Origin of the sequence: Methylomicrobium lacus LW14, from assembly GCF_000527095.1 — a bacterium.
In the GTDB taxonomy this organism is placed as follows: domain Bacteria; phylum Pseudomonadota; class Gammaproteobacteria; order Methylococcales; family Methylomonadaceae; genus Methylomicrobium; species Methylomicrobium lacus.
This window is the reverse complement of sequence record NZ_AZUN01000001.1, coordinates 174,087-198,805: the sequence shown is the minus strand read 5'-3', so window position 1 is coordinate 198,805 and position 24,719 is coordinate 174,087. Positions and strand designations below refer to the sequence as shown.

At 56.1% G+C, this 24,719-nt stretch carries 20 protein-coding genes; 13 read left to right on the top strand and 7 right to left on the bottom strand.

The genetic code is table 11. The features are described from left to right. Positions 1-31 precede the first annotated feature (31 nt). From METLA_RS0100915 to METLA_RS0100890, 6 genes are all read right to left on the bottom strand, one after another. Complete coding sequence (locus METLA_RS0100915) at positions 32-1,363, bottom strand: lipopolysaccharide biosynthesis protein (RefSeq protein ID WP_029646292.1); 1,332 nt, start codon at positions 1,361-1,363, stop codon at positions 32-34. Between the two features lie 14 nt (positions 1,364-1,377). After that, positions 1,378-2,628 (bottom strand): O-antigen ligase family protein, encoded by a 1,251-nt coding sequence (locus METLA_RS0100910; RefSeq protein WP_024296756.1) that lies wholly within the window; start codon positions 2,626-2,628, stop codon positions 1,378-1,380. A 3-nt stretch (positions 2,629-2,631) separates the two neighbouring features. After that, the gene (locus METLA_RS0100905) at positions 2,632-5,010 is read right to left on the bottom strand and encodes a polysaccharide biosynthesis tyrosine autokinase (protein WP_024296755.1); all 2,379 of its coding nucleotides are present in this window, start codon (positions 5,008-5,010) and stop codon (positions 2,632-2,634) included. Between the two features lie 47 nt (positions 5,011-5,057). Further along, positions 5,058-6,161, bottom strand: coding sequence for a polysaccharide biosynthesis/export family protein (locus tag METLA_RS0100900; RefSeq protein WP_024296754.1), 1,104 nt, complete (start codon positions 6,159-6,161; stop codon positions 5,058-5,060). Positions 6,162-6,174: 13 nt separating this feature from the next. Next, positions 6,175-7,596, bottom strand: coding sequence for an undecaprenyl-phosphate glucose phosphotransferase (locus tag METLA_RS0100895; protein WP_024296753.1), 1,422 nt, complete (start codon positions 7,594-7,596; stop codon positions 6,175-6,177). A 259-nt stretch (positions 7,597-7,855) separates the two neighbouring features. Further along, the gene (locus METLA_RS0100890; RefSeq protein WP_024296752.1) at positions 7,856-11,506 is read right to left on the bottom strand and encodes a hypothetical protein; all 3,651 of its coding nucleotides are present in this window, start codon (positions 11,504-11,506) and stop codon (positions 7,856-7,858) included. 360 nt (positions 11,507-11,866) lie between these two features. On the opposite strand from METLA_RS0100890, the gene METLA_RS0100885 reads away from it, so the two are divergent. From METLA_RS0100885 to METLA_RS0100850, 8 genes are all read left to right on the top strand, one after another. Continuing rightward, a complete protein-coding gene (locus tag METLA_RS0100885; RefSeq protein WP_245598709.1) occupies positions 11,867-13,294 on the top strand; it encodes a sensor histidine kinase in 1,428 nt (475 codons plus the stop codon). A gap of 22 nt (positions 13,295-13,316) precedes the next feature. After that, entirely contained in the window at positions 13,317-13,904 is a 588-nt protein-coding gene (locus METLA_RS0100880) for a hypothetical protein (RefSeq protein ID WP_029646289.1), read from the top strand. Positions 13,905-13,909: 5 nt separating this feature from the next. Further along, complete coding sequence (locus tag METLA_RS0100875) at positions 13,910-15,523, top strand: sensor histidine kinase (RefSeq protein WP_024296749.1); 1,614 nt, start codon at positions 13,910-13,912, stop codon at positions 15,521-15,523. A 24-nt stretch (positions 15,524-15,547) separates the two neighbouring features. After that, a complete protein-coding gene (locus tag METLA_RS0100870) occupies positions 15,548-16,228 on the top strand; it encodes a response regulator transcription factor (RefSeq protein WP_024296748.1) in 681 nt (226 codons plus the stop codon). Positions 16,229-16,317: 89 nt separating this feature from the next. After that, positions 16,318-16,536: a hypothetical protein gene (locus METLA_RS0100865; RefSeq protein WP_024296747.1), complete on the top strand. Its 219-nt coding sequence runs from the start codon at positions 16,318-16,320 to the stop codon at positions 16,534-16,536. 120 nt (positions 16,537-16,656) lie between these two features. Continuing rightward, the gene (locus METLA_RS0100860) at positions 16,657-17,319 is read left to right on the top strand and encodes an ABC transporter ATP-binding protein (RefSeq protein WP_024296746.1); all 663 of its coding nucleotides are present in this window, start codon (positions 16,657-16,659) and stop codon (positions 17,317-17,319) included. Further along, entirely contained in the window at positions 17,306-18,097 is a 792-nt protein-coding gene (locus METLA_RS0100855; protein ID WP_024296745.1) for an ABC transporter permease, read from the top strand. The genes METLA_RS0100860 and METLA_RS0100855 overlap by 14 nt, the downstream gene beginning before the upstream one ends. Before the next feature lie 165 nt (positions 18,098-18,262). Then, positions 18,263-18,793 carry an SRPBCC family protein gene (locus METLA_RS0100850; RefSeq protein ID WP_024296744.1) on the top strand — a complete coding sequence of 177 codons (531 nt, stop codon included), beginning with the start codon at positions 18,263-18,265 and terminating at the stop codon, positions 18,791-18,793. A gap of 64 nt (positions 18,794-18,857) precedes the next feature. On the opposite strand, the gene METLA_RS0100845 is transcribed toward METLA_RS0100850, so the two are convergent. Continuing rightward, positions 18,858-19,511, bottom strand: coding sequence for a response regulator (locus METLA_RS0100845; RefSeq protein WP_024296743.1), 654 nt, complete (start codon positions 19,509-19,511; stop codon positions 18,858-18,860). Between the two features lie 306 nt (positions 19,512-19,817). Between METLA_RS0100845 and METLA_RS0100840 the strand changes: the two genes are divergently transcribed. The 5 genes from METLA_RS0100840 to METLA_RS0100820 all read left to right on the top strand — a co-directional run bounded on the left by METLA_RS0100840 (position 19,818) and on the right by METLA_RS0100820 (position 24,684). Continuing rightward, on the top strand, positions 19,818-21,629 hold the full coding sequence (locus METLA_RS0100840) for a methanol/ethanol family PQQ-dependent dehydrogenase (RefSeq protein ID WP_024296742.1): 1,812 nt from the start codon (positions 19,818-19,820) through the stop codon (positions 21,627-21,629). A gap of 124 nt (positions 21,630-21,753) precedes the next feature. Continuing rightward, a complete protein-coding gene (moxJ, locus tag METLA_RS0100835; protein ID WP_024296741.1) occupies positions 21,754-22,596 on the top strand; it encodes a methanol oxidation system protein MoxJ in 843 nt (280 codons plus the stop codon). A 21-nt stretch (positions 22,597-22,617) separates the two neighbouring features. After that, positions 22,618-23,094 (top strand): cytochrome c(L), periplasmic, encoded by a 477-nt coding sequence (moxG, locus tag METLA_RS0100830; RefSeq protein ID WP_024296740.1) that lies wholly within the window; start codon positions 22,618-22,620, stop codon positions 23,092-23,094. 13 nt (positions 23,095-23,107) lie between these two features. Then, positions 23,108-23,389 carry a methanol dehydrogenase [cytochrome c] subunit gene (locus METLA_RS0100825; RefSeq protein WP_024296739.1) on the top strand — a complete coding sequence of 94 codons (282 nt, stop codon included), beginning with the start codon at positions 23,108-23,110 and terminating at the stop codon, positions 23,387-23,389. A gap of 275 nt (positions 23,390-23,664) precedes the next feature. Beyond that, a complete protein-coding gene (locus tag METLA_RS0100820) occupies positions 23,665-24,684 on the top strand; it encodes an AAA family ATPase (RefSeq protein WP_024296738.1) in 1,020 nt (339 codons plus the stop codon). Positions 24,685-24,719 lie beyond the last annotated feature (35 nt).

Sequence of the window (24,719 nt, the reverse complement as noted above, 5' to 3'; positions counted from 1 at the left end):
ATAAATCAATTGATCAATGCTGACATAACGGTCAGGCCGTAACCCTGATGCCTGCGGCTTCGTCTTCGGCAAGTCCCGATGCCTCCTTTTTCTCGGAGCCGATATTTCGCCAGGGTCTCGCCAGCATGGCCAAAACCAGCGCCTCAACCCCGAAATAGATCGGATTCGCCATCGCGGCCCCGGCCAGACCGAAGTCTTTCACCATCAGCGGAATGCTGATCGCGGCGGTCAGCGCTCCGCAGACCCGTCCGAACAATAATAGGCGTGTGCGTTTCTTCGCCAGCAGCGGTTGCGCCACTACGGTGCCCAAAGCATGCAGCGCGCATCCGATCGCTATCGCCGGCATCAGTTCGACCGCCGAATGGTAGGATTTTGCGAGCACCCAAGCGGCCACCCAGTCTTTCATGACAAGCAGCAGCCCCACCCCGATAAGCCCCAAGGCGACCACACAGGCTATCCATGCCCATAGGATAGTAAAACCTTCCTTGAACTGGTTTTGTGAGCAATGCTGAAAATAAACCGGCTGAAAGATACGCAGCAAAAGCATCGCGCTACGGTTAAACGCCTCGTTGACCAACGTATAAGTCGCCGCATATAACCCCACCTCCGCCGCGGTCAACATATAGCCGATCACATAGCGATCGGCCAAGCCGTTCACCCAAAACAACAATTCCATCGGAATCAAGGGCAAGGCATAAGCCCATACATCAGGTCTAAAACTGCTGCGTGATCTGCCGGAGCGCTGGTTTTTATCGGCTTTCGACGGCCAAGTCATCGACGAGATCCAGCTTGCCACAATGTAGCCCAGCAGCACCCATTCCACCTTGGCGCCGCCCCACCCTACCAGCAGGATCGCAAGCAATGGGCGCAGGATGCTGTCGCAGGTCTGGCGCAGGCTCGCCCCTCGTTGTTTACGCTCGCCGATCAGCAACTGGATACCCAATTCGCGCCGCACGGTAACCGCCAGCAGAATGCCTGCCAGCATGAACAGCCCCATATCGGTGTGAGTCAGATAACTGTATACCGCGCTTCCTATCATCAGCAGCACTATCGACAGAGCCGTCGAGCGCGTCGCCAGGCTTGTCACTCCTTTATACAATGCCGCACGCTCTCCAGGATTTTGGCATTCCGGCAACATTCTCATGCCGGCGCAAATGAAAGGATAAGAAAAAACGGCAACACCCAGTGCGACAAAACCGTTCAACAACGCGACTTGCCCGTAGACAGCCGGGGTGACCTGTTCGGTCAGAATTCTGGTCCCCGCCAACAAGGCCAAGGCCGAGGCCAATTGTCCGAACAACGCCCAAAATGCATCGCCGAACAATCGCCTTTGTTTCAATCCACCGAACCGAGAAGTTTTCATTTGAAGACCCGTTGTCAGGATGGACGTTGGTAATAAGGAATAGAGGTGATCGGGCCGGCCGTTGCCGAAACGGGAGCGGAATTGGAACCCGTGCCCAACACCAGGCCTAACAGAAACATTAATATCGCATTTTGCGGAAAATATTCCCACATATTGAAGGTCAGCCCGGCGACGAAGATGAACATCACCACCAATCCTTTCTTCGGGTGGACGGACATCCGTGTGGTTGCCCATAAAAAACAAAGATACGCCAACAAACCAATCAGGCCGTAACCGTTCAGCAGAAATAAATACAGGCTGTCGGAATCGAACTGGCCTGGAAAATGTTCCGCACCGAACAAGATATTGATGGTATTGGAACTGAGCCCCAAGCCCCAGCCGAACAGCAAATCCATCGGATCATGGATGGAGCTCGCAAACACCCGCTGCCACAAATCTATCCGGCCATCTTCGGTCGGATTGGCATCGTCACGGCCGCTGAGCAAGGGGCTGGAAGCCAAGAGCAGCGCCCCCACGGCAAGTATCGGCGCCGGCATTATCAAAGCCCAGCGATCGCGCGGCCGCAGCAGCGCATAAACCTGAAAAAACACCACCAGCAAGGAACTGATGAAGGCCGTGCGCGAACCGCTCAGCAAGGCCAAAAATACGCTCAAGGCCACCCAGTTGCGCATGCCCGGAACCAGAGCGAACAAAAGGGCGCAAGTGGCCATGGTCGCGCCGAACAGGTTGGGGCTCACAAAGGTGCCGAACGGACGGCCGCCGCCCAAAAATGACACCCCGAACAAAGGCGGCGCCCACAACGCCTGAGCGATCGCCAAAACCGCCTGAAGCGCGATGTAATAGCGCAAATACTGCGCAAACTTATAGATGACATAACTGCCCTCCCCCAAACGGCTGACCACGAAGCCGATTAAGGCCAAAGGCAGGTATTCGAAAACGCGCAGGCCCGCCATCGGCACGACCAAGGGCAAGTCCAGATACAAGGCATAGCCCACTTCAAAAAGGACATAAGTCGCGACCACGCTCAAAAATGCCAGCACCGAACTGATCATCGCCCCGCGCCGCAAGCGGGGTTCAAAAAACGCATAGGCGACCAGCACCACCAGCATCAGCTCGCGAAGGACACGTAAACCGAAATCCTGCTCGCCATAGACTTCCTTGACCCCTGCCCAGGCCGACTCGACCTGAGGCAACGATGCGACCGTCGAGGCGCTGACCAGCGCGATCAGTAAAACCGGCAAATCCTTTTCGAAGCGTAGCTGCATCGCTTAAACCTGCATCTTGTTATCGTCTATGTCGTCGATGAATGCTTCGACAGACAGATAGTCGCGCTCACGCTGCTGGCGCTTAGCGAACAAGCCGCCCAGCGCGTCATAGCCTGCCTTCAATACCGACTCGCTTTTGGGTTCCAGATCGCTACTCTGGTAGGCATAGCCGTAATAAGGATAATAAGAAGAGCCTTCTTTCATGTCGTTGATGATGAAGCCGTTCGGTTTCACGCCGACCTGTTGGAAGCGCCGGAAACTGACTTCCAGCTCATGCGCGGTGTAACGGCCTTCCTTGACTACCAGGAAGGTAGCATCGGCTTGCTTGCCGAGGATCGCAGCGTCGGTGGCCCCCAAAATCGGCGGCGAATCGATCACGATATGGTTGTAAAAATCCTTCAATTGTTCCAGGGTTTCGGCCAGCTCGCCGAGCACCAGCAATTCCGCAGGATTCAGCACCATGCTGCCCTTCGGTATCAAATCGATCCCGACCTCGGGCAGACTGACGATCACCTCGCCGAGCGTGGCCGTGCCGGCCAACAGATCAGACAGACCCGGCTGTTTGTCGATCGAAAAGGTTTCATGCAGACGGCCGTTGCGCATATCGGCATCGATGACCAAGACCCGCTTCTTGATGCTGGCCAGCAATGCCGACAAATTGGTACTGACAAACGATTTGCCCATGCCAGGCGCCGGGCTGCTGATCATGATCACTTTGCTGACGTTGCTCGCCATCGTCGCTTCCAGCGTGGTACGCAAGCTACGCAGCGACTCTACGGATATATCCAAGGGGTCCTGGCTGACCAGGATGCCGGGTTGGCGCTCCTTGCCCGGGCCAAGCAAACGCCCCAATTTGTGCTGCTTCTTGCTGTGCGGGATGGCGGCATAAAGCGGCAATCCCACCTGATATTCGAGCATGGCCGGATAATTGTCGTGGCGCTGCAAGGAGTGTCTGAGGAACACCAAAGCCGAACCCGCGCTCAAGCCGAGCAAGCTCGCGATCGCTAACAACAGGCTGGGTTTTGGCCAATACGGCTTTTCCGGAGTGACCGCAAAATCGACGATGCGGGAGTTACCCAGCGATCCGGCCGCGGCAATGCGCTGTTCCTGGGCGCTGTTCAGCAGCGAGGTGTAAAGCTCGGTATTGACCTGTACATCGCGCGACAGACTCACCACGCTCTGTTGCGTGCGCGGCAGATCCTTGATCCGCTTGTTCAAAGCCGCCAGCTTGCCATTGACGTGCTTGATTTGCGAGTTGGTCGCGATCATGTCCGGATGGGCCGACTCCAGGCGCTGGCTTTGCTCGTCGTACTTCTGTTTGAGTTGGATGCCTAAGGTCTCCATTTCCGCGGCCTGCTTCAACAATATCTCGGCCTCGGCGGAAATGTCGACCGCGCCATGCTTTTGCCGGTAAGCGCTTAAGCCTTGCTCCGCTTTTTCCAGGCGTTCTTTGACGATCGGCAGCTGGCTTTCCAGGAAGGCCAGTTTTTGCCCGGCTTCCGCGGACTCCCAGTTGACCGTCGCATTCACATAAATAGTCGCGATGTCGTTGACCGATTTAGCCAGTTGCTCCGGATCGCGGCCTTTCAGCTCGACGCTGAGAATATCCGTGTCCTTCGAAACCTCTTTGACCGAAAACGCCTTCTGCAAGGTTTCGATGGCAGCCAACGAGGTATTTCGCTTCAATTCGAAATGCGTGCCGGGACGCGCTTCAAGCTCGGTCAGCTTAACGGTCACGGGCTCACTCTCGCCGATGTCGGCGCTGAGGGATTGGCCTATCGATCCTTCGGCCAGCAGCTGATCCTTCGGCCCCTGCAGGCGGAAACGGCCTTCTTCCAAAGCGATCAAGGTAAACTCTTTGTCCAGATAACGATCAGGCACCGTGAAGGTGGCGACCTTCAGCTTTTCGCCGCCCCAGGCCCAGCTCCCAAATCCCCACCAAGCCCCCGCGATGCCGTCGTGGGCGTCATGTTTACGGGCCAGCGTTTCACCGATGAGCGGAAAATACTGCGGCGAAGTTTCCACCGTCAGGTTCAGGTTTTCCACCACTTTGCCCAGCACCGAACGGGAGCGCAAGATTTCGACTTCGCGCTGCGCCCTGGGGTTTTCGGCTTCGGACGGTGACTTGTTCGCTTCGCTGCGCAGGTTAGCCGCAAGCAGCGCCTTGTTCTTGTCGATCCTGAGCAGCGCATCCGCCTTGTATGTACGCGGCGCCAGCACCAGATAGACTGACGTCACCAGCAGTACGGACACTAAAGCCAACAGGATGGTCTTTCTGCCTTCGATCAGCAGGTCGACATAATCTCGAATACTGACGCCATGCTCCTCGATCCGGGACGGACTCAAGGGCGGTAACAATGTGGCTTCGTTCTGTGAATACATTTCCATATCCCAATTAGGTGAAAAGAAATTCTCTTTCTCTGATGCCATTACATTCCCATGAAGGCGGCGCGCGACATCACCGAAGTGAAAGATGACGGCAGGATCTGGTTAAGTACACGCGACCATTGGGTGACGCCCGCAGTGCCCACGAAAACGGTGTCGTGCGCTTGCAAGGGAAACTGGTCCGCAAGGATCAAAGCATCCGGCGACTCCGCATCCAATTGGAAAATCTCCGGCTTCATCTCGCCCGGCCGGATCACATAAATTTCTCCCGGACGTGAAGAATTGAAGTCAAGTCCGTACGCTTCCGCCAGCGCCTGCGAGAGCGTCATTCTTTGGCCATTACCGATTTGCAGGGCCTGCTGCTTATTGACTTCGCCCATCATGAACACCTTATTGTCCCGGCGGTCGGGGATATTCAATACGTCGCCGTCCTTGAGCAGCAGGTTTTGGTCGGCTCCGCCCTTTTCGTATAACTTCAACACATCGATCTTATAAAGCTTGCCATCGCGGGCCAACGTGACGTTGGTCGTATCGGCTTCCTCGTTCACGCCGCCGGCGCGGCTGATGGCTTCCGCAATGGTCAATGGCGTCTCATTCATGGACAGGACTCCCGGATGCTCGACTTGGCCGACGACGGCCGCCCGATGACTCTGGAATGACAGTACCCGAACATCGACTTTGACGTCCTTGAAGTATTTGGAAAGCCCTTCGGTCAACAACTGCCGCGCCTCGGCGGCGGTTTTCCCTCCGACCGGAACGTCGCCCACATAGGGGTAATAAAGCGTACCGTCATCCTGAACCGTTTTGCCCGCCAACTCGGGGTCGATTTTCTCGCTGCCCGGGTCGTTCAGCTCCGGATGTTCCCACACCGTGATTTGCAACCTGTCATGCGGGCCGATCTTATAGGCGGTGGTGGGAACATTATCCGTTGGGAGAGTGTTGATCCCCTGTTGTTTAGAATGTTCCCGCTCGATAATCAGATCGGCGGTAATCGGGATGATCTTCGCTTTTTCCTTGACTAACTTGCCGTCCTTCATCGTGGGAACCTCGATATGCGACAAGGGGCTGTTGGTTTCCATCTCCATGCCGGGCGTCAAGGAGCACGCCTGCAGCAGCAAGACCGGTATCAGGGAAATTGATCTATACATGGCAAAGGTTTCCTTAGTAAGCATTTTTATTGATAAAACCGGTTAGAACGGTGCGCAGTGCAATTTCCAGATCGAACCAGACGGACCAATGCTGGATGTAATACAAATCGTGTTCGATACGCCGGTTCAGGTCGGTGTCTCCGCGCCAGCCGTTCACCTGCGCCCAGCCGGTGATGCCGGCCTTGACCATGTGCTTTTTCATATAATTCGGCACCTGATCCTTGAAGACTTCGACGAAATCCGGGCGTTCGGGACGCGGTCCTACCAGAGACATATCGCCCGTCAGCACATTGATCAGCTGCGGCAACTCGTCCAGGCTGGTTTTGCGCAGGAAACCGCCAAACCGGGTCGCCCGGTTCTCGCCAGGCTTTGCCCAAACCGCGCCGGTCTTGGCTTCAGCGTCCACCGGCATCGAGCGGAACTTCAACATCGTGAACTTGCGGTTGTTCCAGCCCACCCTGACCTGTTTATAAAACACAGGGCCCGGCGAACTGAGCTTCACGCCGATCGCGATGAATAACAACAATGGACTGATCAGCAGCAACAGGATGAAGGCCAGCAATCTGTCCTCTATCTCCTTGATATAGCGGTTGATGCCATGCAGAGGCGAAACCGAGACGTCCAGCGTCGGTATGCCGGCGACCGTGTTCAGGCTGAGGAACTTGCTTTGCTTGAAGGCGAAACAGTCGATCACCAGCCGGATACTGACCGGCAAATGCCGCAGTTCATGCTGAACGCGTTCGGCCAGCGCTTCGCCGGGGAACGCAACCCAGACTTCGTCGATCGCTTCCTTGCTGACGATATTCGCCAGGTCTTCCACTTTCCCAAGGTGCGGCAGTGAAAAATTGCCATCCTTGATCGGGCCTTCAGCCTGATCATCGACATAACCGATAACCTGTAAACCGGCCCAGGATGAATGGCTCAACTGACGGCCGACCGCAATCGCCATCTGGTTCAACCCGACCATGACGATGCGGCCCTGCGACCAGCCGTGAGCTCGCATCCATTGCAGCACCTGGGAAAGCAGACCGCGTGCAGCCAGGACGGCGACCAATCCCAGCACCCACCAAGTGGCGATCCAGCGATAACTGGAACCGAACCAGAACTGCAGACGCACCAGGGCGACGATCGAAATCACCAACCCGATGGCGGATACCCAAGCCCGGATGATGCGCGGGATTTCTCCCCGCATCGCATCATTGCGCCAAGGCCGGTAGACCTGGCCGATTTCGAAGAAGATGATGGCCGCCAACACGCCCAGCGCGATCACGATCCGATAGTCCTGATCGATGACGAACTCTCTCAGCCAAAAATAATGAGAAACCCAAGCGGCGCCAATTAACATGGCGATGTCGATGAACCGCAGCAATAGGATCACCGTGTGTCCATATTGCTTGAAGAGTCCGTTGAAGATGTTGCCTAAACCGAGCGGCATATTCGCTACTCCCCTATCCTGTCTGTGTTCAATGAAGTAATTCCCAAAGCCATCGCGACCTGCATTACGCACGAGTCACTAAGTTGGCATTAAGAATACAGAGACAACATGAGGGGAAACCGAAAGGTTTGATTAAGATTTGATGAGGATTTAGTTAATTTTAAATGAGGGTTTGTGCCGAACTCTCCTGTTCGATGTGGATATTTCGGCCAGCGCGCGCCGTGAGACCGCAGACAAGTTTACAATTTCACTTACCTACCTATCCACCTGTCAACCGCTGATAATCGGCTCGTTCCAACACATAAATCGGGCTGGCAGAGATGGGGATGTTCGCGTTACCCGAGGCGTCAACCGGCAGTTCCTGGGCATGCCCTACCACATCCACCAACACCCAACGTTTACCGGGGTCAAGCCGCAGCGGCCAATGGCCTCTCACCTCATCGGTACGCCAAATCATCAAGGTGTCGCCGAAGTAAGCCGCCTGGACAGCATTGTCCTTGGTATCGACGGCTCGATACGGCAAGCCGTCGATCAGGGCGCCCGCCGTATAGAGGGCTGCCTCGCCGGGTTTGTGACCCATCGAATAATCCCAGATCCGGCCATAAGCCAGGTCGTATTCGTGACCTATGCAGAACGCCAATCCCAAATAGTCGCTGCGGCTATTGACCCAGGCGATCATTTTCGCGGCCTGCTCGGCCTGCCAGCGGCGTCCGGTCAGGCCGTGCATGGCCTTGGCGCCGGTCTCGCCGAGCCAGAAAGGTAAACTGTTTTTCTTGCCCAGGCCCGCGTAAGCGGCCAGCACGCCGCGTTCGTCCTCGCTGTCGCCATTGCCGATCGGGCCGCCGAAACGCGGCGCTTTTTGCGGATAGGCATGCACATCCCAGGCGTCCTGATACCGTTCCAAACCCAGTTGCAATACCTGTTTGAACCAATCCTCCTCGCCCGGCCGCACCAGGCTGCCGCCGACATAATGGGCATCGCTGCGCGCTTTGTGCGCCTGTTCGAACTCCCACTTGGCCCTTTCCACCCAGTGCGAAGGTTCGCGCAGCTTTTGCCATTCTGGCTCGCGGCGGATGTCGATTTCGTTGGTCGCCTTGAAGAAGCGGGTAAATTCTGCGGCGGTGTTGATGAATTTTTGTCCGTCTGCAGGATTGTCGTTCAGCCAGGAACTATCGCCCGAAGAGTCCGCAAACAAGACCAGACCGTGCTGCTTCGCCCTCTCCCACTGTGCCCGATACTGCGGATCGAACCCCGGATAGCTGCCGTAGCTTTTGTAAATCCCCATCCGCTCCAGCCAGGTAAAATAGCCGCCTGCCTGCTGAAAGCTCTTGTCGCCGTCGGCCAGAGCGTAATAGTCGTTATTCCAGAGTTTTTTCTTGCCCAAACGGCGCTTTTGCTCGGCAGCTCCCCGCACAACCGAAAAGCCGTCCGCAGGATAATTCATGATCAATCGACCTTCCGGCGTATAGAAAGACGGATAGACGGCGTAATAACCGGCCTCGTTGATCTTGCCGAAATCGACTTCGACCTGTCCTGGGAACAGGCCGCTGACTTCCTTGACCGCCACCTCGTTACCGCCGTAATCGACCAGACGCAAGCGCAATTTGGCCTGAAAACGCGGCAGCGGCGCCGGCAAGCTCGTTTCCTCCAGAACCGGATGCCAGCGCATGTCCACCTTCAGCTTGATAGGATCGCCCGGATGCGGCAGATTGGCCGGCGCATCCACGAAGATCAGCGGCCGCAACCTTGCGGCGATGCGGTTAAGCGCCGGATCGGCCGAGGGATCGGTCAGTTGCGTCTTGAGTGAATCCAGAGGTCGGCCTGAGGCATCGGTAAACTGAGAGGTGAAATAAAACCTTTGCCCCTGATCATGCTGCATGACCAGCTTTACCAGCAGGCTATGCCAGCCCGGAGACAGATTCAGCATGGCGACTCGCGGCGCTTCGGGTCGATCCGACATTGCCGTGGCGACCAGGCCTTCGGTGGTCAACCCGTGCAGCAAGGTTTTTATTTTTTCCATTGAAGATGAAGATCCGATGGGCGGGTGCGGATCATCGCTCAATTCGAAAGGCTGGCCATCCAGCCAAGCCGTGGTTCTGATACCGGATTGTTTAAGATGCAGCAGCGCCTGCGTGGCCTGATCGGCATGCAGGTAAATCTGGGCATAGCCGCTGCCGCGTGACCAGCCGTAGGCGTGGTCGGTGCTGGCCTCGATGTCGGCGCTGCCATCGGCTTGCGTAGGCGCCGCATGCCAAGTCAGCATCTTGCCGCCCATCATTTGCAGGCTCAGGTAGGGTTGCCCCGGATTCGGCCTCAGCACGGTCTCGCTATCCAGCCCGACGATTGAAACGCCTGCCAGGCCGTCCTGCAATCCCCCCACCAGCCAGGCTTCGGGCGCACCGGCCTTCAGCGGTTTTGGCTCATCGGAGGTGACCGCAGGCGGCGCCGGCATCGTGCCGGCTTTTTCGGGATCGGCAAGAAACTTGACCACCTCCGCTTCGCTGCCGGGCCCCGCCAACACGCCGAGCACGCCGTAATGATCGTCGGTCATCACCGCGGCAGGCAAGCCCGGCAAATTCAGGCTGCGGGCCAGCCCATCGGCGTCCTGCCCTACCCGGTACGCTACCGACAGCTTTTGATAGCCGGCGCGCGCGGCATCTGAGGCCAGACCCCGAAACAGGATGTCATCCTTTTCACCCTTGCCATCGAGCAGATACAGGCGCCGCTTGGCATCCGGCAATGGCTGGGTCAATGCCAGAAAGCGATTTCTGGCCTGGGCTTGTTCGGCGCTCATCCAGTCGCCGAGCGGCGCCTCCAGCTTCAGCAAAAAAGCGTCAAAGACCTTGGCCCCATCCGCCTTGCCGGTATTATGGATTTCCAGCCAGTGATCGCCCGGCAATACGGTGACCGTAACAGGGGCTTCCAGCCATTGATATTCCCAAGGCGTGGTATTGGTCAGCACGAAATCGCCGCGTGTCGCCAGTTGCTCGGGCTGCGCCCCGGCCTTGACGGTGAAGTTTTGCGCCACCTGAGATACCTCGCCGCCGCTTTTGTAGCGGGCAAACATACGGTACTGTCCCGGCGCAATCTCAGGCTTCAGTGCGAAACGAAAATCGGCATCCCAACTGCCGAAGCCCTGGTGAAAAACCTGGACCTCGTCCTTTTCGGTCAATATCGATGCGGCACCGGAACCGGCCGTACCCTCGCCAAGCTGGACTTGCAGCGTATTATTTTTTTCGGCGGCGGCAAAGGCGGGGGCCTTGCCTAAATCCAGCAACACCACCGGTTTATCTGCCGTACCGCTTGCCGGCAGCGCCGACAAGGGCGAAGCCAGCACAAAGGCGTCGAAAACCTTGGCATCATGCCCTGCCCCGCTATCCCTGACCTCGATGACCGCGTCATCGGCCTTCAGAGCGACCGGCGTTTCCGCGGCTATCCAGGCGTAATCCCAACCCTTCGGTTTCATCGACAGAGAGCCGCGCAGCTCCAGCCTGGATGCATCGGGCCCGGCCCAGACTTCGAAAGTCTGCACGCAGACCGCAGGATCGCCGCCCTGCCGCCAGCGCGCCCAGAAAGTGTACGAATCGGCCGGAAAGCCGGAGCCGAGTTTGAAGCGAAAGCCGACTTTCCAGCTGCCGAAACCCGGATGCAAAGAACTGATTTCATCCTTGTCGGTCTGAATCGAAGTGTCGCCTTCGTGACCAGAGATTTCGCCGGTAACCACTCTCGCGGTCTTATCGTCAACACGGCTCGATGCCGGCTCACTGCCGAGCTCAAGCAGCAGAACGGGCCTCTCGGCGCTGCCTTGTACCGGCAATCCCGGGATGACGCCGGCATGGCCAAGAGACGAGCCGGCCAGCGCCAGCAGCACCGCCTTTACCATCATAAAAAATAAGGTTAATGGCTTCATAAGCTTAGGAAAAGTTGGATATGGAACAAACTGATACGCGCTCAAGTGGGCGAGCGATGCGATGCAAAATGTGTATAATAGGGGCTATTCGGTCGGATTAGCCAGTCAATGTGCCGGATGCACACTCGGATTTTTCGATGCCGAAAGCGCATTTTCATCCAGCGCACCATCCCAAATAGTGATTGTTGGAGAAGGACTTTTGACGATCAAACACGTCAAATTATGAAAGAGTTTATTACCCACTTTGTTTTGGATATTTTCAAAAAACCGGATGTATCGAGATTTGCCTCGGCACTATCGGAAAAACTGAATGCCATTTTAAGCCAAATTAAATTCAAAAAAAGCCTATCATTAAAATCCTTGATCGTTTTAGGCTTCGTGATTGCGGTGATTCCGCTGTTTTTAGCCGTGCTGTACGCGGCTTTCGGCATGCGCGAAACCTCGGCCTTGGGCAGGACCATCAATTCGCAGGTCTTCGAACAGACCAAAACCATACGCCAGGTACTGCAAAAGACCGCCGATATTGAACGCAAGGCCCGGCTGTTCATCCTGCTGTCGGACCCCGCCCTGCGCCAGCCGTATGAACGGGAATCGTATGAAACGGCGCGGGCATCTTTCAAACAAGCCTTGAACGAGCTGCTCAAACTCAATGTGGCGAACAAGATCGCGCTGCTGGTCAACGAATTATCGGAAAAAGAAAACCTGATCTATCAACAGGTCATCAGCTCGACGGCTGACGATAATCCCGGCTTGCCGGTCGATGAGGCATTCCAGGGGCTGCGCGAAGCCTCCAATACCCTGTCGCGCGAATTCGAGAATCACGTCGATCATGAATTCAATGAATTGCGCCTGCAATCGGAATCCCTCGAACAAGGGCTGTTGATCAAGGCCGCGGTCCTGCTGTTCATCTCATTCATCTTCATCGTGACCCTGCTGGTCATCCTGTCGCGTTCGCTGCGCCAACTGGATGTATCGATCCGCCGGCTGGGTTCGGGAGAACTCAAACAACCGATCACCGTGACGGGCCCTGCGGACCTGCGCTACCTGGGCGACCGTCTGGAATGGCTGCGCACGCATTTGATCGAACTGGAAGTTTCGAAACAACAGTTTATGCACAACGTGGCCCGCGAAATCGAGCAGCCGTTAGCCAGCATCCGCGAAGGCACGGAACGGCTCGTCAACGAGGCGGATAAGGCCTCCGACAGCGCGGAACAGACCCTTGCCCTGAGTCTGAGCGCCGATGTCGAAAAACTGAAAACGGTATCCGAGGAATTGGTGCGTTACAGTCAAATCAACGTAAAGCCGGAACTGAAACGTAAGCAAACGGTGAATATGAAGGACCTGCTTGAAGCGGTCATCAAGGATTTTGAAACGCCGCTTCAGGCCAAATCGATTACCCTGAAAAAGCTGGTCAGGCCCATCGAAATTTCCGGCATCAAAGAACAGCTCCGAAACATTATCGAAGAGCTGCTGTCGAACGCCGTGAAATATTCGCCCGTGGGAGGCGAAATACGCATCATGCTGCGCGATTCCGGCACCCAGATGGAATTGGAAGTCGAAGACGAGGGCCCGGGTATCGAGCCCGACGAACGTGCGCATGTATTCGAGCCTTTTTTCCGCGGCAAGGCCGCCGAAGGCGACGATGCTGCCGAGGGTCCCGGCCTGGGGCTGGCCATCGTCAAGGAATATGTCGCCAACCACCAGGGCAAGGTCGATGTGATCGACGCAAGACAAGATCAACAGGGCGCCCGCCTCCGCGTTCAAATACCGATTAGCGAAGACGCCTGAACCATACGCTACACCACTCTCTATGCTGCCATTACTTTCAATTCGCAACACAATCTTAGTACTCGGCCTTTTGCTGCTGACCGGCTGCGCCGAGTTCAATTCCGGCTGGAACACTTATACCCCCACCCATTACAACTATAACGACCCTTATTCACAGTCGGACTTTGACGAACTGCTCGGTTTCGGGGCGACCATGGCCAATATATCCCCCTCGTCACGCGCCGAGACCTGCCGGCTAATACTGAAGCGGCAGAAAGATGCCCGCTCCTCCAGGGAAGGAATTCAGCTACACCTGATGATAGGACGCCTGCTATCCGATGCCTGCGGCGACATCCCCAGAATTCTGAACGGGGTTGGCTCGATCTCCGGCCGCCTAAACGATGACCGGACGCGGAAACTGGTCGCCATTCACACGGAAGCCTTAAAACGTATGAGCAATCCGTCAAGAAGACTCGGCACCGTGGAGCGCAAACATAAAACGGTTCCCGACGAACTGGAACCGAAAGAGACAACGGGATCGAAGAAGGATGAAAACCGCCTGCTAAGAGAAAAACTGGAAGCCATACGGTCCATGGAAAAACAGATGGATCAGAGCGACGACGCCAATTAGAACGCATGTTTCGTTTCCGTTTGGCCATTGCGATCGCCGTTTCGTTCTGTTTCGTGTTGTTTTTAGGCATCGCGCTGTATTGGGGATCAAACCAGGTGGCCCGCTATTTTCAGCGCAGCCAAACGGCCTATGAAGCTTTCGATCATTATGAGCGCTTGTCCCAGGAAGCCTATCGCCATTTCAAACAGCGCATGGACAGGCTGATGACGACCGCCCCGACTGCCGAAGCCGGCGTGGAATCCTCCAAGCATCGTCTCTACGAAGCGATGCAGGCGCTTAGAAACACTGCGGTGAAGACGACAGACGTGGAGAGTCACTCTAACGATGGAACGCCGCAAGCCGCCGAACTGGAAAGAGTCGCCCATTTCACCGCCTTCCTGGATGCCAGCGAATACCGCTTCGACGAAGTCGAGCGCCTGCGCCAGCAGGGCCAGATCGAAAAGGCGGTGCAGGCACTGTCGAAATTCTCGGAAGAAGAAATCGACGGAAGATTCCAGCCGCTGATCGATGCGGCGATCAGCGCCGAACGCGAAAAAGCCGGCAAAGCCAAGCAAGAGCTGGAAGATTTGGTGACGCACTCGCGTTGGGTCGCCATCCTGGCGTCACTGCTTGCCGCGCTGTTCAGCCTCACCTCCGGCATATTACTGCTTCGCGGCGTCAGGAAACCCATCGAAGCCTTGATGAAGGGCACCGACGAAATCGCTTCCGGTAATTTGGATCATCGCATCGATCTCGATACCCGCGATGAATTCGCCTATCTCGCCAGCCACTTCAATCAAATGGCTGAGGAGTTGAAAGTTCAGCAAGATAAACTGCGCGAGGGACGCGCGGTGCTGGAAAAAAGAGTGGCTGAACGGACTTTCGAACTGAACCGCTTAAATGAAGAATTAAAAAGTATGGACATTGCACGGCGGGAGTTTTTAGCCGACATCAGCCACGAGCTGCGCACGCCGATCACCGTGATACGCGGTGAGGCCGAAGTGACCCTGCGCGGACAGGAACGCGAGGCCGAGGAATACAAAGACGCCTTGCAGCGCATCGTCGAGTTGTCCATGCAATTGGGAAAATACGTCAACGATCTGATGTTTCTGGCCCGTACCGAAACCGCCAACCTGCAATTTGAATGGGATAGCGTGGACCTGTCCGAACTCGTGACCAGCGTGGTCGAGGATTTTCAGGTGATGGCCGAGGAAAAGTCGATTTCTGTTGCCCTGGATGCATCTGCCGGCCCCGTGCGGGTGCGCGGCGACAAACAACGGCTTAGGCAGGTGCTGTTCATTTTGGGCGACAATGCCTGCCGCTACTCGAATCCCGGAGGGTGCATCACGGTCGCCTTGCGGGTGGACGGAAACGAAGCCAGTTTCAGCCTGACCGATCAGGGCATAGGCATACCGGCCGAGGATTTGGAGCGCATTTTCAAGCGCCACTTCCGCAGCCAGAATGCCCTCCATGCCCGCGAGGACGGCACGGGCCTCGGCTTGCCGATGGCCAAATCCATCCTGAAGGCGCACGGCGGCCGCATCAGCGTCACCAGCGCGGAAAACTCGGGATCGACATTCACGGTCACGCTGCCACTGCTTTCGGTCGAACCCTATCACAATGCAATCCATCAGAAATAACTTCATTTTATAGGTATCGGCACCATGCGAGTTCTGCTAGTGGAAGACGATGAGCGCATCGTCGATTTTATTCAGCGCGGGCTGAAAGCCGAAGGTTATGCCGTAGAGGTGGCACGGAATGGACCGGAAGCAATAGCGATGGGAATCGAGGGACAATTCCAGGCCATCATTCTGGATTTGGGCTTGCCCATCATGAATGGCAGGGAAATTTGCGAGCATTTACGCAACAATGGCGTCGACACCCCGATTCTGATGTTGACGGCCCGGGATACGGTGCAGGATAAGGTGGCCGGCCTGCGCTCCGGCGCCGATGACTACATGACCAAGCCTTTCGCATTCGAGGAACTTCTGGCCCGAATCGAAGCGCTGATGCGTCGCCGCGGCGGCGAACCCAAAACCGAAGTCAAGGAATTGCGCATAGCCGACCTGGTATTGAATGGGGAAACGCACGAAGTCAGGCGGGGCGACACCCCTATCGAGCTGACGCCGAAGGAATTTGCCTTGCTGGAATGCCTAATGCGCATGCAGGGCAAGGTGCTGAGCCGCACCCGAATCCTTGAACAAGTCTGGGGCTACAGCGCCGATCCTTTGACCAATGTGGTGGATGTCTATATTCGCCAGTTGCGGCGAAAAGTCGATGATGATTTTGAGCTAAAACTCTTGAAGACGGTGCGCGGATACGGCTACAAGCTGGATGCTTCCTAGACGGCTAGCAAGGCACTTTAACCTCGCGCGGCGCTCTAACTTTTTGCACCGCAAATTTTCGTCTACGAGATTCTTAACGAGGAGAAGCTATGAAAACGCAATTTGCATTACCCAACGAGGAGCCGACAGACTGCGACATCGAAATCACCACCGAACATTCGGCCAGCAGTCATGGACGCCCGGTTTTAGTGACCGAGAACGGCGACGCTATCGACCCCATGTCTTGGGCTTTTCATCGGATCGTATCCGCGACACCCGAAGAAATAGAGCAGCTAAGGGCATTGGGGCTGCATACCCATCATATCTAAGCCGAGATGTCGCCTCGCCTTGAATAGAAAGACGGGGCCAAGCCTTACCTAATCTTCTCTGGTTCCCGCGCACGGCGCGGGAATGCAGTCATGACGAATTCAATTTAGAATAATCACTTAATGTCCCCTATCATTCGAGTCGATCAGGTATCGGTCACCGTCCATGAAAAAACGATTCTATCAGACATCAGCTTTGCCCTCTTCCCTGGGGAAAAAGCGGTGTTTTACGGCAAATCCGGTTCCGGTAAAAGCAGTGTACTGAAAACCGTGTTGGGTCTCCTTCCTCTAACACGAGGCAGGGTTTACTTTCAGGAAAATCCGCTAACCCCTGCCTCTGTTCAGACGATTCGAAGCTGTACCGCCTACATCGGACAAGAACCGATTTTGGGGGCTGAAACCGTACGCGATGCACTGCTATTACCTTTTCAATTTAAATCTCATCGCGAGCATCGACCTACGGATAGGCAGCTCATTGAGGTATTGCAACGACTGCAACTGCCTGTGGACATTTTAGGCCAGAAAAGCAGCCGTATTTCCGGGGGCGAAAAACAGCGGATTGCGCTGGCTCGAGGCCTGCTATTGGGAAAAGAATTGTATCTGCTGGACGAGGTGACCAGCGCACTGGACGCGGAAAGCAAACAAGCGGTGTTCGATGTTTTCTCCGATCCTCATCTGACTGTGCTGTCTGTCGCTCACGACCCGGAGTGGCTGGAGCGCTGTGATATTGTTTTTGGACTGGAAGCGGGTCGATTGACTCAGGAAAAGCGACATGAAAACACTTGATATTGCGCTGCCGCAGATGGCGCTTCTCTATGGCCTCTGTTTGCTACCGGGGTTACTGCTCTGGCTGATGGGCCTGCGCTTGAGCCGGGATATCGGCATCGGCATTCTGCGCATGAGCATCCAGTTAGCGCTGGTTGGATTCTATCTGAAAATCCTATTCGATCTTAACGATCCTTGGCTCAATGGCTTATGGATACTCATGATGCTGTTAGTCGCCGATGTCAGTATTCTGCGCCGTGCAGGACTTAAAGTGCGTGATTTTGCGCTCGCCACCTTTTCGGCTATTGCCTCCAGCATCCTGTTCTCCACCGCTTTTCTGGTGGTCCTGGTCATCCAGCCGACACACTTTTACGATGCCCGTTATATCGTGCCTTTGGCGGGAATGATCCTCGGCAACTGTCTACAAGGCAACGTCATCGCGCTGGAACGCTTCTATTCGGCTCTACGCAAGAACGAGAACGAATACACGACCTTTCTGATGCTGGGGGCGACACGCTGGGAAGCCGTGCAACCTTACTTTCGCGATGCCGTCAAAGCCGCGATCAATCCGACCATCGCCGGCATGGCGACCATGGGCCTGGTATCGCTGCCCGGTATGATGACGGGGCAAATTCTGGGCGGAAGCGAACCTTGGCTAGCGGTGAAATACCAAATCGCCATCATGATCTGTATTTTCACCAGTACCACCCTCGCCAGTATCATTAACTTAAAACTCAGCCTGAATATTGCATTCAACGCGTTTGACGTGTTGAAGAATGAATTGATTGAAAAGCCTTGATTTTACCCGCCGCCCTGAAAGGCAAGCAGCACAGTAAATCATCCCGATCAACTCGCTTCGCCTGGCCGGTAAAAACAGGAATAATCCCCTTTCAAATCAGGAAAAATCCCCTCAATTTTTTCAACAAAGCTTTTGATAATGATCCATTTAACCACGGACATTATCATGAAGCGCTTTTTTATCATTCTGCCGAGTATTTTGCTGTTTTCATTTGCCGCGATAGCGCACGGCCCCACCCCGCAGAAGGGGCTGGAAAGCATTACCATCAACGCACCCGTCGATAAGGTCTGGGACGCGGTCAAGCAATTCGATGCCATCGCCGACTGGCATCCGGATGTGAAGGAAAGCTCCGGCGACGGCAAGCACGAGTCTGGCGGAATCCGCACCCTGACCCTGCACAACGGCGGCCAGTTGGTCGAGGAGCTGGATTTCTACAGCGACAAGGACCATGAATACAGCTACCGGCTCAAGAAAGAAAACGTCGAGGCGTTTCCGACCAGTTCCTACTCGATGGAAATCCAGGTCAAGCCGGGCGAGGCCGAAGGCACCACGGTGGTGACCCTGAAGAGCCGCTTTTACCGCGGCGATACCGGCAACACGCCGCCGGAAAACCTGAGCGACGCGGCCGCCGTCAAAGCGGTCATCGCATTTTTGAAGAACGGCCTGGACGGCTTAAAGGCCAAAGTCGAAAAATAAAGCGTCGGCTGATTCCCGCCGGGTTGTCATTAGCCGGCGGGAACCGTCTTTGCCGAAACAAGCCTCAATCAAGTACATTGATCAAGCCATGCCGTCCCGCCAGCATGGCCAGTTCCGCCGCGGTTTTCACCTCCATCTTTTCCTTGATCGCGGTGCCGTGGTTGCACACCGTTTTGTAACTCAGACACAGTTTCTCGGCGGCCTCTTTCGCGGTATAGCCGTTCGCCAGTAAACAGAAAACATCGAATTCGCGCGGCGACAGCCGTTTGAGCTTTGCCGATTCATCCTGTCCGGCCGCCATCGACATGGCCAGTTGCTGCGCCAGTTCGGGATCGATGTAAATGCCGCCCTGCGCGATCGCGCCGACGGCCGCGATCAGGATGTCGGGCGTACTGTTTTTGGTAATGTAGCCCTTGGCGCCGGCCTTGAGCGCGCGCGAGACATAGACCAGCTCGTCGTGAATGCTGAATACCAGGATCTTGCAGCGCGGATCTCGGCTGATCAGGCGCCGTATCGTTTCGAGCCCGCTCATGCCCGGCATCGACAAATCCATCACCACGATGTCCGGTTGATGCCGGCTGTAGAGCTGGCAGGCCATTTCGCCGCGATCCGCTTCATGAATCGCGCCTATCCGCTCGGATAAGGCCAGAAAGGTTTTATAGCCGGTGCGCACGACCGCATGATCGTCGACCAGCAAGACATTGATTTTGTCCATCACATACTCCCTCATTCGATCCTTCTATGTTGCCCGAATTCAGGGCAGACGCCTCGGGAATTCTTCCCGACCCGCGTTAAAAAAGCAATTTCAGGAATTTTTCTCGGTTTTTTGAGGATTTTTGCCTAATCGAATTGCAGGTTTATTCCGTAACCTATACCCAGACCGCTCGGATACCATGTTGCCAGCTCGGACCCGCGCCTTGGTGCAACCGTTTTGATCAAGAAAGCTGTGTGTCTAATTTTACCGATGCGCCCGGTCCAGGCTTCTCAAATTCAGGTACATAAATATAACCCTTGGAGGGGAACTATGCGGATTTCCAAACTCACCCGCACCGTCGCGTCAGTCCTTTGCGGCGGCGCGTTTCTGGCGGCCGCGCTGCCGGCAGAGGCCAATAAAGAACTGGACAGGCTGTCGAAAGAAGACAGCAACTGGGTCATGCAGACAAAGGATTACGGCTCGACCCATTTCAGCAAGATGACCCAGATCAATACGCGCAACGTCCATCATTTGAAACCGGTGTGGTCGTTTTCGACCGGCGTATTGAACGGCCATGAAGGCGGACCGCTGGTCGTCGACGGCATCATGTATGTGCATACGCCCTATCCGAACAATGTCTATGCGATCGATTTGAACAATCCCGACAAGATATTGTGGCAATACAAGCCGAAGCAAAATCCTGCCGCGCGCGCGGTCGCCTGCTGCGACGTGGTGAATAGGGGCGTGGCCTATGCGCCGGCGGGCCCGGACTATCCGGCGACTATCTTCCTGAACCAGCTGGACGGCAATGTCGTCGCGCTGCACGCGAAAACCGGCGAGATGCTCTGGAAGATGGAAAACTCCGACATCGCAATGGGTTCGACGTTGACCGTCGCGCCGTTCGTCGCCAAAGATAAGGTGATCGTCGGCACTTCCGGCGCCGAATTGGGCGTCCGGGGCTACGCCACCGCCTATAACATCAAGGACGGCAAACAGGCCTGGCGCGTCTATGCGACAGGGCCTGACGAAGACATCAAGCTGGCGAAGGATTTCAACAGCGCCAATCCACACTACGGCCAGTTCGGCCTGGGCCTGAAAACCTGGGAAGGCGACGCCTGGAAGATCGGCGGCGGCACCAACTGGGGCTGGTATGCGTTCGACCCTGACCTTGACATGCTCTACTACGGATCGGGCAACCCCGCGCCGTGGAACGAAACCATGCGTCCTGGCGACAACAAATGGACGATGACGATCTGGGGCCGCGACATCGACACCGGCGAGGCCAAGTTCGGCTATCAGAAGACGCCGCATGACGAATGGGATTACGCGGGCGTCAACTACATGGGCCTGTCAGAGCAGATGGTCGACGGCAAAATGACCAAATTGCTGACCCACCCGGATCGTAACGGCCTGGTCTATACCCTGAACCGTGAAAACGGCGACCTGGTCAACGCCTTCAAGATCGACGACACCGTCAACTGGGTCAAACATGTCGACCTGAAAACCGGCCTGCCGGTCCGCGACCCGGAATACTCAACCCACATGGATCATCAAGCCAAGGGCATCTGCCCGTCGGCGATGGGCTACCACAACCAGGGCATCGAATCCTACGATCCGGAAAAGAACCTGTTCTTCATGGGCACCAACCATATCTGCATGGACTGGGAACCGTTCATGCTGCCTTACCGCGCAGGCCAGTTCTTCGTCGGCGCGACCTTGAACATGTATCCGGGTCCGAAAGGCACCCTGGGCCAGGTCAAGGCGATGAACTCGGTAACCGGCAAATTCGAATGGGAAGTGCAGGAAAAATTCGCGGTCTGGGGCGGCACGACGGCGACCGCGGGCGACCTGGTGTTCTATGGCACGCTGGACGGCTACATCAAGGCGCTGGATTCGCGCAACGGCAAGGAATTGTGGAAATTCAAACTGCCGTCCGGCGTCATCGGCCACCCGATCACCTACGGACATGACGGCAAGCAGTATGTCGCGATTTACTACGGCGTCGGCGGCTGGCCGGGCGTCGGCCTGGTGTTCGACCTGCAGGATCCAACTGCCGGTCTGGGCGCGGTCGGCGCCTTCAAGGAACTCGCGCACTATACCCAGCAAGGCGGCGGCGTGATGGTATTCGCATTGGGCGAATAACAGGCGCAAAGGAGCAAAGACCTTTTCGGCGGCGATCGGGATGAGTATTGCAGCGAGTCTCCCACATGACTGATTCCGTCCTCGCGCCGGGAAGGTTTTTACAAAAATCATGAGAATCACAGCAATGCATAGCAAAACATTTTTCCAGACAGGATTGGCGCTGGCAGCGCTTTTAGCCGCCTTCGAAGCGTCGGCAACCACCCCGGAACCGTTGAAGGTTTGCGCGGCGGAAAACGAAATGCCTTATTCGAATAAGGCCGGCGAAGGCTTTGAAAACAAGCTGGCCGCCCTGCTCGGCAAGGCATTGGAGCGCAAAGTCGAGATGGTGTACTGGACCGATCCGCGCTACTACGTGCGGGACTACCTCGACAAGGGCTTGTGCGACGTCGCGCTGGGCGTCGACGCGGGCGATCCCAGAGTCTTGACGACCAAATCCTATTATCGTTCCGGCTATGTGTTCATCACGCGGGAACAGGATGAAATGGAGATCGAAAACTGGAACAGCGATGCGCTGCGCAAGGCCAAGAAGATCGCCTTCGTGCCGGGAACGCCGGCGGAAGTGATGCTGCGCGCGATAGGCCGCTACAACGACCTGTTCAATTATTCGCAGGAACTGGTCGGCTATAAATCCAAGCGCAATCAGTACGTGAAATACGACCACGCCAAGCTGGTCTCGGAAGTCGCATCCGGCAACGCCGAGATCGCGGTGTTGTGGGGGCCGGCGGCCGCGCGTTATGTGAAAGCCTCGTCCACGCCGCTGACCATGACCGTGATTCCCGACGACAACCGGCGCGCGGACGGCCAGAAGGTCGGCCATCATTACAGCACCTCGATCGGCGTGCGCAAGGACAAGCCGGCCTTGCTCGCGGAATTGAACAAGGCGCTGGAGGAAGTCGAGGACGACATCGAGGATCTGCTGGAAAAGGAAGGCATGCCATTGCTGGACGAACCGGAAGCTGCCGGTTAAACAAAAACAAATAGGACCACTATGAAAACGACACACATCTTTACCGCGGCGTCGCTGAGCCTTGCCCTGCTGAGCACGGCGGCGATCGCGGAAATCACCTTCCATAACGCGATTACCGGCGAAACGCTGGATATGAGCGTCGCCAAAAAAGGCGGCAATACCGAAGCCTTCAAGCAATTCAAGGAAACCGGAAAAAATCCTTACAACGGCGACGCGGAAGCGGTCAAGAAGGGCCATGACCTGTACATGACCGCCTGCTCGGGTTGCCACGGCCACGAAGCCGAAGGCAAACTGGGACCGGGCCTTGGCGACGACTACTGGACTTATCCTGCCAACGCAACCGACAAGGGCTTGTTCGAACTCCTGTTCGGCGGCGCCAACGGCATGATGGGACCGCAATACGTCAATTTGAACACCGACGAGATGCTGTTGATCATGTCCTGGATTCGCGACATTTATCAAGGCGATCCGAAAAAAGCCAAGTGGTTGAATAAATAACGAGGAGTAGACGATGAAGAAATTTTTGTTACTGAGCACCTCTGCAATGCTGGCGGCAATGAGCTTTACCGCCGCGGCTTATGACGGCACCAACTGCAAGGAGCCCGGCGTGTGCTGGGAGCCGAAGCCTGGCTATCCCGACAAGGTCGAAGGCAGCAAATACGACCCGAAACACGATGTCAACGAACTGAACAAACAGTCGCAGTCGATCGCCGAAATGGAAGCGCGTAACCAGAAGCGCTGGGAACATTTCAACAAGACCGGCAAGTTTGTTTACGACGTGGACGAAATCTGAGTCTTGTTCTCGATCCCACGCGCTGCGTGGGATCGAAAGAAGTGAAAATTTAACTGGCGATTTTTACCGGCATCGATATTTCCCCCTAAGGACGTCGTCCACCATGCTGCGGCGCCCTGCCCCATTGATATCGATGCCTGCTTTACCCGGAATCGGCGGCGAGTCTTGTGTGTTCACGGTGACCAGCCGCGGACCGCAAGGCCGATTCCAGCTCGTTTTTGACTAATCCCACTCATAACTCCGGCATGTGCTTGCCGGAGTTTTTTTGAAAAAACATGATGACAGATGCGGAATTAATCCAATGGCGCGCCAACGCGTTGCGGTTTGAACAACAGATCAACCAATGCGTGCTCGGCCTGCAAACAGCCGTCAGGCAGATCGTAATCGCGGTCTTCGCGCGCGGCCATGTGTTGCTGGAAGGCCAGGTCGGCGTCGGCAAGACGACCCTGCTGCGCGCGGTTGCGCAAGGCCTGGGCGGCAATTTTGAACGCATCGAGGGCACCATCGACCTGATGCCTGCCGATCTGATTTATTACACCTATCTCGACGAAAACGGCCGTCCGCGCGTCGATCCCGGCCCCCTACTCAAGCAAGGCGAAAGGCTCAGCACGTTTTTCTTCAACGAGATCAATCGCGCCCGCCCGCAGGTGCATTCTCTGTTGCTCAGGGCGATGGCCGAACGCAGCGTCAATGCGTTCAACCGCGATTATGCGATGCCGCACTTTCAGGTATTTGCCGACCGCAACCGCGTCGAAAAAGAAGAGACCTTCGAACTGCCCGCGGCCGCCAAAGACCGCTTCATGATGGAAATCCGCATCGACCGGCCCGATGACGATGCACTGCTCGATCAGCTGATGTTCGACCCGCGCTTTCACGACACCGACCGGCTGATCGCCGGCGTCGAGTCCGGCGGCATGGCCTATGAGCGTCTGAATGATCTTGCGGAAACGGTGCAAAACAAAATTCAAACCAGTCCGAAGCTGCGCCAGTACGCGCTGGACCTGTGGAAGGCCACGCAAAATCCCGGCCAGTACAGCATTCAATTGGCCGACGTGGACATGAATCAATTATTGCTGAGCGGCGCGAGTCCGCGCGGCATGAGCTATCTGATCCGGGCCGCGAAAATCCGCGCCTGGCTGGAAGGCCGCGACTATGTGTTGCCGGAGGACATCCAGGCGGTGTTTGCGGTCTGTACCCAGCACCGGCTGTTCATCAATCCGGTGTACGGCTACCGGAAAGAACAGTTGGTGCCGCAACTGGCCGCAGCGATCCTGCAGCAAGTCGCGGCGCCTTAACATTCTCCTACCCAAAGCTCCATGCATTACGATGA

Coding starts and splice junctions, on each gene's coding strand:
- METLA_RS0100895 (WP_024296753.1), bottom strand. CDS start 7,596: ATGCCGCTCGGTTTAGGCAACATCTTCAACGGACTCTTCAAGCAATAT.
- METLA_RS0100890 (WP_024296752.1), bottom strand. CDS start 11,506: ATGAAGCCATTAACCTTATTTTTTATGATGGTAAAGGCGGTGCTGCTG.
- METLA_RS0100915 (WP_029646292.1), bottom strand. CDS start 1,363: ATGAAAACTTCTCGGTTCGGTGGATTGAAACAAAGGCGATTGTTCGGC.
- METLA_RS0100880 (WP_029646289.1), top strand. CDS start 13,317: ATGCTGCCATTACTTTCAATTCGCAACACAATCTTAGTACTCGGCCTT.
- METLA_RS0100855 (WP_024296745.1), top strand. CDS start 17,306: ATGAAAACACTTGATATTGCGCTGCCGCAGATGGCGCTTCTCTATGGC.
- METLA_RS0100820 (WP_024296738.1), top strand. CDS start 23,665: ATGATGACAGATGCGGAATTAATCCAATGGCGCGCCAACGCGTTGCGG.
- METLA_RS0100875 (WP_024296749.1), top strand. CDS start 13,910: ATGTTTCGTTTCCGTTTGGCCATTGCGATCGCCGTTTCGTTCTGTTTC.
- METLA_RS0100825 (WP_024296739.1), top strand. CDS start 23,108: ATGAAGAAATTTTTGTTACTGAGCACCTCTGCAATGCTGGCGGCAATG.
- METLA_RS0100850 (WP_024296744.1), top strand. CDS start 18,263: ATGAAGCGCTTTTTTATCATTCTGCCGAGTATTTTGCTGTTTTCATTT.
- METLA_RS0100870 (WP_024296748.1), top strand. CDS start 15,548: ATGCGAGTTCTGCTAGTGGAAGACGATGAGCGCATCGTCGATTTTATT.
- METLA_RS0100905 (WP_024296755.1), bottom strand. CDS start 5,010: ATGTATTCACAGAACGAAGCCACATTGTTACCGCCCTTGAGTCCGTCC.
- METLA_RS0100840 (WP_024296742.1), top strand. CDS start 19,818: ATGCGGATTTCCAAACTCACCCGCACCGTCGCGTCAGTCCTTTGCGGC.
- METLA_RS0100910 (WP_024296756.1), bottom strand. CDS start 2,628: ATGCAGCTACGCTTCGAAAAGGATTTGCCGGTTTTACTGATCGCGCTG.
- moxG (WP_024296740.1), top strand. CDS start 22,618: ATGAAAACGACACACATCTTTACCGCGGCGTCGCTGAGCCTTGCCCTG.
- METLA_RS0100860 (WP_024296746.1), top strand. CDS start 16,657: ATGTCCCCTATCATTCGAGTCGATCAGGTATCGGTCACCGTCCATGAA.
- METLA_RS0100865 (WP_024296747.1), top strand. CDS start 16,318: ATGAAAACGCAATTTGCATTACCCAACGAGGAGCCGACAGACTGCGAC.
- moxJ (WP_024296741.1), top strand. CDS start 21,754: ATGCATAGCAAAACATTTTTCCAGACAGGATTGGCGCTGGCAGCGCTT.
- METLA_RS0100900 (WP_024296754.1), bottom strand. CDS start 6,161: ATGTATAGATCAATTTCCCTGATACCGGTCTTGCTGCTGCAGGCGTGC.